Genomic DNA, 12,881 nt, shown 5'->3' with positions numbered 1-12,881 from the left:
TCGGCTCCCGCGCGTGACGAACGCCCTACGCCCCCGGCGCCGCCGTACTCGCCCGTTCCACCAGCCGGGTCGACAACTCCGTCCGCGTGCTCTCCGGGCGGTGCCCGTCCATCATGCGCAGCAGCGAGCGCAGGGCCGTGGCGGCCATCTCCGACAGGGGCTGGCGGACCGTGGTCAGGGCGGGGGAGGCCCAGCGGGCCTCCGGGAGGTCGTCGAAGCCCACCACGCTGACGTCGTGCGGGACCTTCAACCCCCGCTCGGCCAGGGCCTGGTACACCCCCAGCGCCATCCGGTCCGAGCAGACGAAGACGGCCGTCGGCGGCTCGGGCAGATCGAGCAGTTCCAGCGTGCGACGGCGGGCCAGGCTCTCGTCGAAACCGGCGTGCCGGAGGTACTCGGCCCGGTGCCCGACCCCCGCTGACGCGAGCGCCGAGCGGTAACCGGCGACCCGGGCACTGCTGCACAGCGTGCGCCGGTCGCCGGCGATGACGGCGACGCGCTCATGCCCCAGGGACAGCAGATGCCCGGTGGCCGTCAGACCGCCCTGCCAGTTCGCCGCCCCCACCGAGACCACGCCCTCCGGCGGCTCCTGGACCGGGTCGATCATCACGAACGGGATGCGGTGCTGCTCCAGCCAGGCGTACTGCGAGTCGCTCAGCTCGGCCAGGTTGAACAGGACCCCGGAGGAGCCCCGGGCGACCAGCTTGTCCAGCCAGCCGCGCTCCGGGCGGCCGGTCCGGGAGCGGGTCAGGGCGGCCGACACCACGACCTCAAGGCCCGCGTCGTGCGCCGCCTCCTCCACTCCGTGCAGCACCGCGCCCGACCAGGAGCTCTCCAGCGAGTGCACGACCAGGTCGACCATGCGTGGCGCCTTCGCCGCGTCGAACCGGGGTCTGCGCACATAGCCGAGCCGGTCGAGCGCCTCGGTGACCCGGCGGCGGGTCTCGGGCGCCACGTCCTCCCGGCCGTTGACCACCTTGGACGCGGTCGGCACCGACACCCCCGCCTCGCGGGCCACGACCGCCAGCGTCGGACCTGCCGCCACGCTCGCACTCGCCGTACGGACCATCGGGAACCCACCTCTCCACCGGGCAGAAAGCGCTTCCTACTCTAGGCGCGGCGCAGGACGGCGGGTAGACAGACGACTGAATGCCGGTCACTCACGCCCGGGCAGGGCGCCGTCGGCGGTGGCGGCCGATCCGGGTCAGGGCCTCAGCCGACGGGCGGCATCTCCGTCGGGTCGGAGTCGAGGCCCGGCCGCCTGCCGGCCCAGGCGCCACGGGTGAAGTCCGGGATCTCGACCGGGCGGCCCCCTCTCGCCAGGGACGCCGCGCTCAGCGGCACCGCCGCGCACCAGGCGGCCGAGTCGTACACGTCGATGTCGGGCACCAGCCCGGCGCGCATCAGCTGGACGGTGCGCCACTGCAGTACGTAGTCCATGCCGCCGTGACCGCCGTTGTTCGCGGCGTCGTCACCGACCTTCCGCCACAGCCAGTGGTCGAACTCCTTGCGGTAGTCGGCGAAGTCGCGCCAGGTGTGGCCGCCGTGGTCCGGTTCCAGGTAGACGCGCGCGCCGGTCGGGGCGGGCCCGGCGTAGTCCTCCACGATCCCGCGGCTGCCGGCCAGGGTGTTGATCCTGCTGTACGGCCGGGGTGAACTCACGTCGTGCTCGGCCCGGACGACTCTGCCCTTCTCCGTCTGGATGAGACAGGTGACCAGGTCGCCGTTGACGTACGTCTCCTTCCAGGACGGATGGTCCCGGGGGACGAAGCGCTCGCGGTAGTCGGCCAGTCCCTTCGGGGCGGTCGCGGTGGCGGACAGGGTGGCCAGGCGGTCGCCGCGGTTGATGTCCATGGCCGCCGCGATCGGGGCCAGCCCGTGCATGGGGTAGAGGGACGCGGTGCTGCGGGTGTGCCACAGCCGCCGCCAGGAGTCGGTGTAGTACGCGTCGGAGAAGAGGAGTTCACGCAAGTCGTGGAGGTAGCCGCCATGGCCGTTGGTGATGTCGCCGAACACACCGGCGTGCGCCATCCTCAGCATGGCCAGTTCATTGCGGCCGTAGCTGCAGTTCTCGGCGAGGAGCAGGTGCCTGCGGGTGCGCTCGGAGGTGTCGACCAGGTCCCACAGCTGGCGCAGTTCGGTGGCGACGGGGAGTTCCACCACGGCGTGCCTGCCGCTGAGCAGCGCGGCTCTGCCGTGCTCGTGGTGGAACTCCCAGGGCGTCGCGACATACACGAGGTCGATGTCGTCGCGCCGGAGCATCCGGGCGTAGGAGCCGGCTGATCCGCCGTACTCGGCGGGGCGGGGCTCGCCCTTGCCCACCAGCCGGTCGGCGACGCGTCGCGCGCGGTCGGCGCGGATGTCGCAGACGGCGGTCACGGTGCAGCCGGGCACGGCCGCCCAGCCCTCGACCATGCCTCCGCCGCGGTTGCCCAGGCCGATGACACCGACGCGGACGGTTCTGTGGGCCTCGAACGGCACGCCGGTCATCGACTTCTGCCCGGGACGGCGGCGGGGCGCCTGCCCGGTCGCGGCGGACGCGGCCGGGGCCGCGGCGGTCATCCCGGCCGCGGCCGCGCCGGTGGCGACGGCGCCGCCCAGAAGCAGTCGGCGTGAGACAGCGGGTGTTTCGGACATGACGGCAACACTCCTCGATGAGGTGGCTCGCATCACTGCCGGGGCACTGTCGGGACGTTCGGGGCATGACTCTGGGGGCATCGACCGTGACATGTCAATATGTGCTCGATGGGAAGCGGTTCCGAGCAGAATCGAGCATCGGCTTTCGATACTCCGAACGTGTCGCCGGGCTCAGCCGGGTGTGCAGGTCACCCGGAAGCCGTGAAGGCCGCCCGTACGTCGCCAGCGGAGGCTGCGACCAGCTCGGGTTCGGCACCCTGATGTACGCCGAACAGCCGTCAAGGCGGCTCCTGCACCGGAATACCGGTGAGCGATGTGGTGCTCTGGTGATACCGGCGCACGAGCGCGGCGAAGGGCTGGTGGGCGCATGACGGCAGGCCAGACGGATCCCGTGGTCAGGAGCCCGTACGGGGCCGTACGCGGCAGGTACGAGCGGGGAGTGGCGGTCTTCCGCGGCATCCCGTACGCGGCGCCCCCCTTCGGCCCCCGCCGCTTCCGCCCGCCCGTGCCCCTCCCGCCCTGGGACGGCGTCCGGGACGCCGGCACCTTCGGCCCCACCCCGCCGAAGCCCCCGTACTCCGGCGCCTTCGCCCACTACCTGTCCGACCCGGTGGTGCCCGGCGACGACTGCCTCAACCTCAACGTCTGGACTCCGGAGCCGGCCCCCGGAGCCCGCCTCCCGGTCCTCGTCTGGCTGCACGGCGGCGCCCTGACCAGGGGTTCCTCCGCCGTACCCGTCTACGACGGCCATGCCTTCGCCCGTGACGGCGTGGTCTGTGTCTCGGTCAACTACCGGCTGGGCGTCGAGGGCTACGGACTGTTCCCGGAGACGCCCCCGAACCCCGGCCTGCGCGACCAGATAGCCGCCCTGACCTGGGTGTACGAGGCCATCGAGGCCTTCGGCGGCGACCCCGGCCGCATCACCCTCGCCGGCCAGTCCGCCGGGGCGATCAGCATCGGAGCCCTCGTCGCCGCCCCGCAGACCCAGGGGCTGGTCCGGCGGGCGGTCCTGCAGAGCGGGCCGCCCGAGGCGTCCGAGCGGGCCAAGGTGCGGCGGATGGTGCGCCGTATGGCCACCCGGCTGAAGATCCCCGCCACCGCCGAGGCCTTCGCCGCCGTCGACCGCGACCTGCTGCTGAGCACCCAGGCCGAGGTGGGCAGACTGAGCAGCCCGGTCGTCGGCGGCCCCGCCTTCGGCATCGTCATCGACGGCGACACCGTCCCGCGCGACCCCCTGGAGGCCCTCACCGAGGGCGGCGCGGCCCCCGGGGTCGAGCTGCTGACGGGCTGGACCCGGGACGAGTACCGGCTGTGGCTGGTCCCGGGCGGCCTCCTGGAGCGCGTCGACCGCCTCGGGGCCGTCGCCCTGGCCGGTGCCATGGCCCGCTGCCACTGCGGCAGCGAGGTCCCGCGCGGCTACCGCGCCCTGCACCCCGAGGCGAGCACGGCGGACCTCGTCGGCCAGCTCGTCACCGACCACCTCCTCCGCGTCCCCCTGCACCATCTGGCCGACGCCCGGACGGAACCCTCGTACGTGTACGAGTTCGCCTGGCCCTCGAACCTCCCCGGCCTCGGCGCCTGCCACGCCCTGGAGCTCGGCTTCGTCTTCGACACCGGCGAGGTCCCCGAGTCGCGCAAACTGGCCGGTGAGGGCGGACCGCGGGACCTGGCCGACGCGATGCACGCCGCGTGGGTGCGCTTCGCCACGGACGGCGACCCGGGCTGGGAGCGCTGGGACGCGGCCCATCCGGTGCGCGTCTTCGGAGACCGCGCACCGGACGCCGAGAACGGCGTGGCCTACACGGCGTACGGCCCCCGGGACCGTGAACTCGCCCTCTGGGCGGCCGACGCCGTCACACCCGAGGAACCCCCGCTCGCGTCGGTCCCCGCCGACGGTCCGCACAGCCGCGGTACGGAACTGCGCTCAGCCGTACGACGACTCCGCCGCTCCGGGGCGCTCCGCAGGCACTGACCGTCCCGCCACCGGCCGTTCGTCGTCCACCGCGTACGTCTGGCCACCGCGCCCGATATTGGCCTGGGCACGCCGGTAGGCGCGTCGGCCCGGGGGATCCGCGGCCCGGTTCTGTTCGTCCCGGCGGGCGGTCAACTCCGCCAGCACGACCCGGGCTTCGTCGACCGGCATGACGGGCAGGTCCACGGTCCGGGCCTGCCGGGCGGCTGTCTGCACCTCCAGATAGGCGTTGGCGCAGCCCGTGGCGTGGGACATGCGCAGCGGCGCGTTCACCGTGGTCATGACGGCGCTGATCCCGGCCGACACGAGCGCGAGGATGCCGGCGGCGATCCGCCCCGTCGACTCCACCAGCGCGGTCGTGCCGGCCACCGCGGCCAGCAGGCTCGTGGGGATGCCCATCATCAGGTGGACGCCCCGCCAGTGCTTCGCCGTCTCGAACTGGGTCTGGGCGCTGTACATCGCGCTCTCCTCGAGCCTGCGCAGCTCGTCGGCGATCGCGGCCCGCCGGGCCTGTGGATCGGCCTGCCCGCTCACTGCCACTGTGTGCCTCCTGCTCGTCGCTCACCGGCGTCACCGGCGGGTGATCTCCTCCCGGTAGAGCCGGAGGGCCCCGGGTACGGCATGGTCGGGAGGGAGGGCCCTCGCCGCCGTCTCCCACAGACGCAGGGTGACGTTCGAGGAGGCGTGCAGAGAGGGCACCAGCTCGGCGGCGGGGACGCTGCGCAACGCCGCGAACGGCACGGCGGGTTCGTCCGCGACCAGTTCGAAGCGGTCGGGCGGGGCGAACAGGTCGAGGACACCCAGCAGGCCCTCTTCCCTGTTGCGCAGGGCGATCCAGAACCGGTGCCGTTCCGACTCCCCGACGCGCAGGACGAGGGGCGCCACGAGGCCGTCCGCGGAGGTGGTCCACACGTCCCCGGCAGCGGAGGGCCTCGGGAGGGTCAGGGTCACCCACACCCGGCCGCCGGGCGTCTGTTCCACCCTCACCCCGAACAGTTCGTCGCGGGCGGACTGCTCATACGTACGGTCGGTCTCCCGGTTCGCCGCCGCGGGCAACTCGGCGTCCAGACGGAGGGACAGGGACGGCGACCGTCCTGGCGGGCCGGTGGTGTGCAGCCGGGAGGCGATCACCCGGGCCGGGTGCCGGAAGAGGACGTCCCGGGTGGCCAGGCGTTCGGCCAGAAGGGCGAGCCGCTGGGCCGTGGCAGCGGGAATCCTCTCCGGCCGGGCGGCCAGCAGTCCCGTCAGCAGGGAGGCGGCCTCGTGACGCAGCGCCCCGGGGTGGCGTCGTTCCCGCAGACCGCGCTCCAGGACCGCCAGGGGGCCGGCCAGCCGGGTCGCCGCGGGGGTGAACCAGTGGCGGAGTTCGTTGCCCGGCCGTTCGACGGACGCGTCCCCGTCGAGCAGGGCCAGGACATTGGCCGCGACCGTGTCCAGGTCGGCCCAGGGCAGCGCGTGGAAGAGGGCAGGGGGCGGCGCGGTCTCGGCGGCGAGACGGTGCAGCAGGGCATGCCGGAGGTCGAGGCTCTCGGCGGCGAGGACCCGCAGGACGTCCGGCTCCGCGGGCGGCGCGTCCCACCGCGCCTCGATCCGGGCGACCAGTTCCGTGCCCGGCGCGCCCGCCCGCAGGGGGCGGCCGTGGTCGTCCAACTCGACGTAGGTGATGCCGCGTCCGGGGTGGTGGAGGGCCAGGGCGGGGACGGCCGGGCTGTCGTCCCGGTGAGCCGCCACGCCGACCCTGCGCCAGGACTGGTCCTGGAAGAGGGGGAGCGTCCGTGCGTCGGTCCGTTCGGCTCCGTCGTTCACGGGACCGGTGACGCGGTGTGCCCCGGGCACGTCCGAAGCCGTGGCGCCGAGGCGGGCGACCCAGCGGGCCAGGGGCCGGTGCGGGGCGAGCGCGGTACCGCCGGTCGCGGGTTCGGCGTTCATGCGGGACTCCCCAGCAGTGTGGTCAGCAGGCGCTCCACGCTCGGCCCCAGTGTGCTCGCCACGGCTGTCTGCCGGTCCGCGGGGACACCGCCCAGGCATTCGTGGTGCAGGGCCAGCAACTGATCCCAGGCCTGGTCGCCCCGCTCCCGGACCCGGCCCGCCAGGTCCTCGGGGAACTCCCGTGTCCATGCGCTCAGTTCGTCCGTGTTCACCGGGCCGTCGGCTTCCCAGCGCACCAGGAACTTCACCGCCCGCAGCGCCAGGGCGGCCTGGACCCGTGGATCGGACGACCGGCCGACCGGGGCGAGGACCCGCTCCCGTCCCGACAGATGCGGCAGGCCGCGCTTGCCCGGGTCGAGGACGAGGTGACGCCTGAAGTCGTAGAGGACGCTGTTCACCGTGAAGTCCCGTTGACCGCTGTCGGCGACGAGGTCGGTGCCGGTGGCCGGGAACCCGAAGCCGCCCACGCCCAGGCCCCGGTACTCCACCATCGGGGTCGACTCGTCGTCGTCGAGCACCGTGCACACGAGGGTGTCGGGGCTCACGGGAGTCCTCAGCTCGTATGTCTCGCCGTCCTCCTCCAGCGTCCGGCGGGCCAGTTCCGCGAAGTGTCCCGCCGGGGCGGTGCCCGTCAGGTCGAGGTCCCGGACCTCTTCCCGGCCGCGGCGGGACAGCAGTTCGCGGGGCGCACCGCCGCTCAGCCAGAGCTCGTGTCCGGCCCCCCGTATCCTCTCGGCGAGGGAGGGAAGCACGCGCGACCAGGGTGCGGACCCGTCGGCCAGCAGGTCGCGCACGGCCGCCGGGAGGCACCGGGACTGCCGGGCGGCGGGCACCACGACCTTCTCCGGCAGCCTGGTGTGGGGGAGCCGCTCGTCGCCGGGGCCCGGAGGCCGGAGCGCGGGGACAGGGCGCGGCGGGGGCGAGGCGAGGCCGCCGTCGCCCTCCGTCAGCAGTCGGTCGTGCGCCGCCCCCGCCGGTGTCCCGGTCTGCGGCGGCACATAGGCGAACCCGACGACACGGTCGCCGCCCACCACGTCGCCCGCCAGGACCGGGCCGTTCGGGGCGCGGACCTCCTCGGCGCCCGGCGCGGGGGAGTACGGCGGGCAGTCGCGCCCGCAGTCGCAGGGTGTTCCGTCCGCCGTACCGGCGCCTTCCACGTCGTCCGTGACGGTCATGGCGCGAACCTCCCCACCCACAGGGCCTTTCCGCCCGAACCCGTCCGCAGATGCAGCCGTTCTTCCAGGTCCGGCTCGTAGACGTCGCCGCTGTAGGTGTCGCTGTCGTAGGTGCCGCTGTCCATCACGGGGATGTCCAGCAGGGTGATGTCCTGGATCTGTGCGGTGGTGCAGGTGATGTCCCGCGCGGGCTCGTCGACGCAGCGGTGGGCGGCCAGGCCGGGGAACACGATGCCGTTCTCGGTCAGGCCGGGGTGGCTGCCGAGCAGCCGCACCAGGTCGCGGCGGCCCTCGGAGGTCCGCAGCGCCGCCCGTGTCTCGTTGTCGCAGGGATCGCACAGCTTCCGCAGCCTCGCGGCGTCGTCGTCCTCGGCCGCGTCCCTGATGCGCTGCGCCAGCGCCCGCAGATGGGCCGGCACCGGTTCGCCGCGGTCGCTGGTCTTCGCCACCTCGGCCCGCCCGGGCTGTGCCGCCGCGGCGGGTGCGGTCGCCCCCGCGGCCTCGGCCGGGGTGAAGACGAAGTCCGACACCCGGGAGCCGATGACATGACGCTCACCGCGCCCGTCGGTGAACTCCAGCTCGCCGAGAAGTGGAAAGGCGAACTCGTCCGGCTTCAGCGGCTCGGGCCGCTCGGGCACCAGCAGTCGCGCGGCGCGCCCCTGCCGGCCGTAGCCGACCGCCAGCATGCCCGAGCCGATGAAGCGCCACCGGCCGTCGCGCAGGTAGTACGACACGAAGCGCCCGGGCGGCACGGCCTGGCATCCCGCCTGCGGCCCGAAGGTCACGGTGAGGCCCTGGCCCGCCCAGGCCAGGCCGCTCACGAGGACCCGGTCCTTCAGCAGAGCCCCGGTCATCGCCGCGTCGGTGGGCCGCTCCGGATCCTGACGGCCCTTCACGCCGTACGCCGCGATCCGCACGTTCCCGACGTTCCAGCAGGCCCCGCCGGAATCGGCCGACTCCCAACTGACGCGCCGCCCGTCGGGGGACTGCACGCCCTCCGCGAACGACGTGGGCGCACCGGCCGGAAGGAACGGCCGGATCGTCCCGGACCGGTCGGCGGCGACCATCTCGAACTGGCCGCGCCCCGCCTTCTCCTCCGGCAGCAGGTTGGCGATCGTCACCGCGTCCCGGCCGCCGGCGGCGACCTTGGCGTAGTCGGTCTGCGGGACGCTGAGCTGTGCGCGCCTGACCTTCCCGTCGGCGGCGAAGAACAGCAGCGCGTCGCCGTCGGCGGTCAGGGTCGCGGCCTCGTCGCCGAGGAAGCCGACTCCGTGGCAGGGGCAGGGTGACGTGCGTACGCGGCCCGTGGCGATGTCGAGGCGGTGGATTCTCCGTCCGTCGGGGCTGTAGCCCTCCTCGTCGATCCATGCCAGCGCGGACCCGTCCGGGGACCAGCGGACGTCGTCCGCCTTGGCCTTCAGCCGCGCCCCCCGCCAGGTGCGGCCGTTGGCGTCCGCCAGGACGATCTCGCCCGCGGCCGGCCGGACGAAGGCGAGGACAGGGGCGCCGTGGCCCCGTTCGTTCCCGTTCCCGGCGTCGTCCCCGCCGCCCGGCGCGTCGCAGCCCGCGCCCACCAGCATCGCCCCCACCACGAGGGCCGCCGCCCATCTCGCCGCCGCTCGGAACCGGTTCATCCGGACACCCCCTCGCACAGGTCGATGTACGGCACGGACTCGTCCACGTCCTTCTCCCACTCCTCGCGCGTCAGGCCGCCGCCGGCCCAGTCGCACATCCGCTGCTCGGGCGAGCCTTCCGTCATCTTCCAGACGTTGACCGCGCCCGGCTGCTTGTGTTCGCGCTCGGGCGGCAGGGTGGCTCCGGCGAGATAGGCGCCGTTCGCGGACCACTGCACTTCGACCACCTCCACGCCGTTGGTGTCCCGCAGCGGTGGCATCGTCTGCTGCCCGGTCCTGAGGTTGTGGATCAGGACGTGGTCTCCCATCGCCGTCGCCACCAGCCGGCCGTCCGGTGAGATCGCGCTGTCCCGGGCGAGTTCACCCGCGGGCAGGCGCAGCGGCGAGCGCAGCGCTGTCAGCTTCCTGCCGTCCAGCAGCCTGACGGTGCGGCTGGCCCAGGCGAGGGTGGCGATCCGGGACCCGTCCGCCGAGACCGACACGCGTACGACGTCGGGGGCGGCGACCGAGCGCAGTCGCTTCCGGGTCACCAGGTCCACCTGGACGAGGCGGGTCTTCTTGCCCTCGCCTTCGGCGAAGACGCCCGTCGTGCCGTGGATCGCCATGGCCGTGGTGCCGGGGTCGAGGTCGATGGTGCCCCGGCGCTGCCAGCTGCCGGTCGACCAGATGCCCACGTCTCCGCTGATGTGCCGGGCCACCATCAGGCGGGCCTCCGGGACGAAGTAGACGTGGGTGACGATGCGTTCCTCCAGCTTGCGCTCACGGTCCCGCTCGGGGGACATGAGGATCTCCTGGAGGTAGGTGCCGTCCCGCTTCCACAGCGTCACCGCGCCGAGGCCCCGGCTCTGCCCGACGGCGGCCACGTACTTGTCCGACAGCGCGAGGGAGTTGATGTACGCGGCCGAGGCCGGGTAGTCGACCACGGGCTCGTAGGAGGTTCCGCCGGCAGCGGAGACCTCGGACGCGGTGTCAAGGTCGATGGTGTAGGCCCCCTGGGAGCTGTTGGTCTCGAAGTCGGCGAGGAGCATGGTGTTTCCCGGGCCGAAGGCCATGCCCGTGGACGGCTCCGCCGGGGGCAGAGCCCGCTGCACCGGTGCGTCGGCGAGCACGGTGACCCGGTTCTCACCCACCGCCACGACGGTTCCGTCATCGGCCGGCGCGGCCGCGACGGAGCGCCCGCCGCTCGGCGTGGCCAACTGCTCGGCAGGGCTGCCGAGGGCGGGCCGTACATCGAGTACCGCCGTACCTTCGGAACCGGCCACCACCACGTCGTCGCCGTCCAGTTCCATGCCCGCGGGCCGTCCGGACACCCCGCTGAGCCGGTCCGTGATCAGGCCCCGGCGGGTCCGGTCCCAGGCCAGCACCCCCTTGTCCACGGCCAGGGTCACCATGTCCTGGTTCGCCCGGACCAGCGAGGCGGTACCGGGGACCTGGGCCGCCGGAACGAGGTGCGACACCTTCTCCGTCCGGAGGTCCACCGCGATCACGTCGTTGGTGGTGAGGAGGAGGACTGCCTGGTCACTGCCGCCGCCCGGGCCGGCGTAGCCGGTGACCAGGTCCGCGCTGATCGCCGTCCGGCCCTGCCGCAGCAGGTCGCGGATCTTCTTGCCCGCGATGTCGCGGAGCCGTACGCAACCGGTCGTCGTGCGGCTGACGGGATCGACAGCGGCCACGGCGCCGTCGTCCCAGACGGTGGTGAGGGCGGAGCCGCTCGCCGTGAAGCCCATCCTCACGATCTCGCTGTAGGGCCCGGTGCAGGAGGGTGCCTTCACTGTCCCCAGCGCCTCGGGCTTCTTGCCCGACGAGTCGAACAGCCTTACGTCCCTGCCGTCGTGGGCGGCGAGGATGCCCGACTCCTCACCGCGGACGAGCCCGGCCGCCCGTCCCTGCACCTCGGCGAGCTTGCGTCCCGACCGGGTGTCCCAGACCCGGATCGCGTCGTCGCCGCCCGAGGTGTAGGCCCGCCGGCCACTGGCGTCGACGGCCAGGGAGCCGACGAAGGTCTCGTCGGCCACCCAGGTGGCCACGGTGTTGCGGTTGGCTTCCAGGACCTCCTGGACGGCGTCCTCGGCCTCCTTGTTCCCGGGGTCGATCTCGGACCCGGCGAGGGCCAGCAGCCCGGCCCTTCGCGGTTCGCTGCCGCTGAGACGGACGGCCTGCGCGGCGAGCCTGGCCGCCTCCGCCCGGCGGTTGCTCCGCTCGTTCTCACCGCTCGCGACACCCCACGCCACGAGAGAGGCGAGAAGCGCGATCACCAGCAGACCGCCCCCGAGCCGCGACGTCGCGCGTGTGTCGAGCCGGCGGGCCACCTTGGCGGCCTCCTCCACGGTGACCACCGTGACGACGGTGGCCGCGCTGTCGACGGCACGGGCCTCCTTCTCGTCCCGTTTCGGTACGACGACCCGGTCACCGGACTTCAGCACACCGAGTTTGTGCTCGTAGCCGCCCACGGACTCGATGACGCGGGGGTTGGCGGCGGACACCGCGCCGACCACGGCCGTACGGGGATTGGCCCGGCTCAGCCGCAGCGGCCCGATCACACTGCCCCGGGTCCTGCCCAGCTCCGTGAGCAGGACGGCGAAGGCCGCGCCGAAGGAGGAGTCGCTCACATGGTCGACGGGGCCGTCGTCGTCCCGCAGCGACCAGAGCACGGCACCCTTCAGCTTCTCGGGCCGCGCGGTCTGCCAGGCGTCGTCGAGGGAGCCCCGGAATCTCTCGTCGCCGAGGAAGGCGGACATGGTCCGGGGATCGGGGAACAGCCCCGAGGGCAGCCCGCGCACCAGGTCCACCTGGAGCTGCAAGCGCCTGCCGCGATTGCCGTGTTCGGCCAGCACTGTCAGGCGGGGCCCGCCAAGGGGCTTAGGCAGGCCACCGTCGAGAGCGAGCAGGATGAGGAACAGGTGGGCGCGGACCGAGACGGGGACCCCGTCGGCGGCGAGCAGCCGGGCAATCCGCTCACCCCGCGCTGAGCCGGCCGGCGCGTTCCGGTCCGTCGCCTCTTCGCGGCCCGTCGACGCGGCGCCGCTGCGCAGCAGCCAGGACACTCCGGTCCGTAGATGTCCTTCGGCTGTGTCGGCCTCCCCGGCCATAGCGAGTCCGAGGGCGGCGTAGGCGCGTAACGCCCGGGTCGCTGCCGCCTCGCGGTCGACCAGGGGTGGGTCCACGGGTTCTGTCAGTCGCGTGTGGTTGGAGGACTCCTCCAGCACCTCGTGCAACGGCGTGTGGCCGGCCATGGCGAGCCGCAGCGCCTCCGCGTCACCCTCGGCGACACAGTGCGTGAGGAAGCCCAGTGGCTGGCCCTCACGGATCAGCCGGCGGCACAGATCCCGTTCGTTGGTCCCGGGTGGCAGGCGGTGCAGCAGGTCGCGGACCGCTGAGGGGAGCAGGCGTTCTTCGGCCACGTCTGCCTTTCATGACTGCACGATCAGTGGGAGGTCATCTTGGCAGCAAGAACGGCGAAAAGGCTTCGGAACGACCGAAATTGAAAGACAGTCGGTTTTTCGGGCATGCGAATTCGATCACTTACGCACCATC

General features: G+C 73.3%; 8 protein-coding genes. 1 reads left to right on the top strand and 7 read right to left on the bottom strand.

From position 1 onward, the window contains the following. Nucleotides 1–25: 25 nt before the first annotated feature. Together ACZ6I3_RS16765 and ACZ6I3_RS16760 are read right to left on the bottom strand one after the other, a co-directional pair. Nucleotides 26–1,069 carry a LacI family DNA-binding transcriptional regulator gene (locus ACZ6I3_RS16765; protein WP_469415295.1) on the bottom strand — a complete coding sequence of 348 codons (1,044 nt, stop codon included), beginning with the start codon at nucleotides 1,067–1,069 and terminating at the stop codon, nucleotides 26–28. 143 nt (nucleotides 1,070–1,212) lie between these two features. Continuing rightward, complete coding sequence (locus ACZ6I3_RS16760) at nucleotides 1,213–2,637, bottom strand: Gfo/Idh/MocA family protein (RefSeq protein ID WP_469415293.1); 1,425 nt, start codon at nucleotides 2,635–2,637, stop codon at nucleotides 1,213–1,215. 367 nt (nucleotides 2,638–3,004) lie between these two features. Here ACZ6I3_RS16760 and ACZ6I3_RS16755 point away from each other — a divergent pair, with 367 nt between their 5' ends. Further along, complete coding sequence (locus tag ACZ6I3_RS16755; RefSeq protein ID WP_469415291.1) at nucleotides 3,005–4,609, top strand: carboxylesterase/lipase family protein; 1,605 nt, start codon at nucleotides 3,005–3,007, stop codon at nucleotides 4,607–4,609. On the opposite strand, the gene ACZ6I3_RS16750 is transcribed toward ACZ6I3_RS16755, so the two are convergent. From ACZ6I3_RS16750 to ACZ6I3_RS16730, 5 genes are read right to left on the bottom strand one after another with little or no spacing between them, the layout of a single operon-like run. Then, on the bottom strand, nucleotides 4,562–5,149 hold the full coding sequence (locus tag ACZ6I3_RS16750; protein ID WP_469415289.1) for an SLATT domain-containing protein: 588 nt from the start codon (nucleotides 5,147–5,149) through the stop codon (nucleotides 4,562–4,564). The two genes, ACZ6I3_RS16755 and ACZ6I3_RS16750, sit on opposite strands and share 48 nt — an antisense overlap. A 30-nt stretch (nucleotides 5,150–5,179) precedes the next feature. Continuing rightward, on the bottom strand, nucleotides 5,180–6,538 hold the full coding sequence (locus tag ACZ6I3_RS16745) for a hypothetical protein (RefSeq protein WP_469415288.1): 1,359 nt from the start codon (nucleotides 6,536–6,538) through the stop codon (nucleotides 5,180–5,182). Then, nucleotides 6,535–7,713, bottom strand: a complete 1,179-nt coding sequence (locus ACZ6I3_RS16740) for a nucleotidyltransferase family protein (RefSeq protein ID WP_469415286.1) — start codon at nucleotides 7,711–7,713, stop codon at nucleotides 6,535–6,537. The genes ACZ6I3_RS16745 and ACZ6I3_RS16740 overlap by 4 nt, the downstream gene beginning before the upstream one ends. Continuing rightward, entirely contained in the window at nucleotides 7,710–9,347 is a 1,638-nt protein-coding gene (locus ACZ6I3_RS16735) for a TolB-like translocation protein (protein ID WP_469415285.1), read from the bottom strand. Before ACZ6I3_RS16735 ends, ACZ6I3_RS16740 begins: the two co-directional genes overlap by 4 nt. Continuing rightward, complete coding sequence (locus ACZ6I3_RS16730; protein WP_469415284.1) at nucleotides 9,344–12,748, bottom strand: WD40 repeat domain-containing protein; 3,405 nt, start codon at nucleotides 12,746–12,748, stop codon at nucleotides 9,344–9,346. Before ACZ6I3_RS16730 ends, ACZ6I3_RS16735 begins: the two co-directional genes overlap by 4 nt. Nucleotides 12,749–12,881 lie beyond the last annotated feature (133 nt).

Source organism: Streptomyces sp. NPDC041940, from assembly GCF_055589465.1.
The sequence above is the reverse complement of the archived record's forward strand: the minus strand, read 5'-3'. Positions and strand labels throughout refer to the sequence as shown.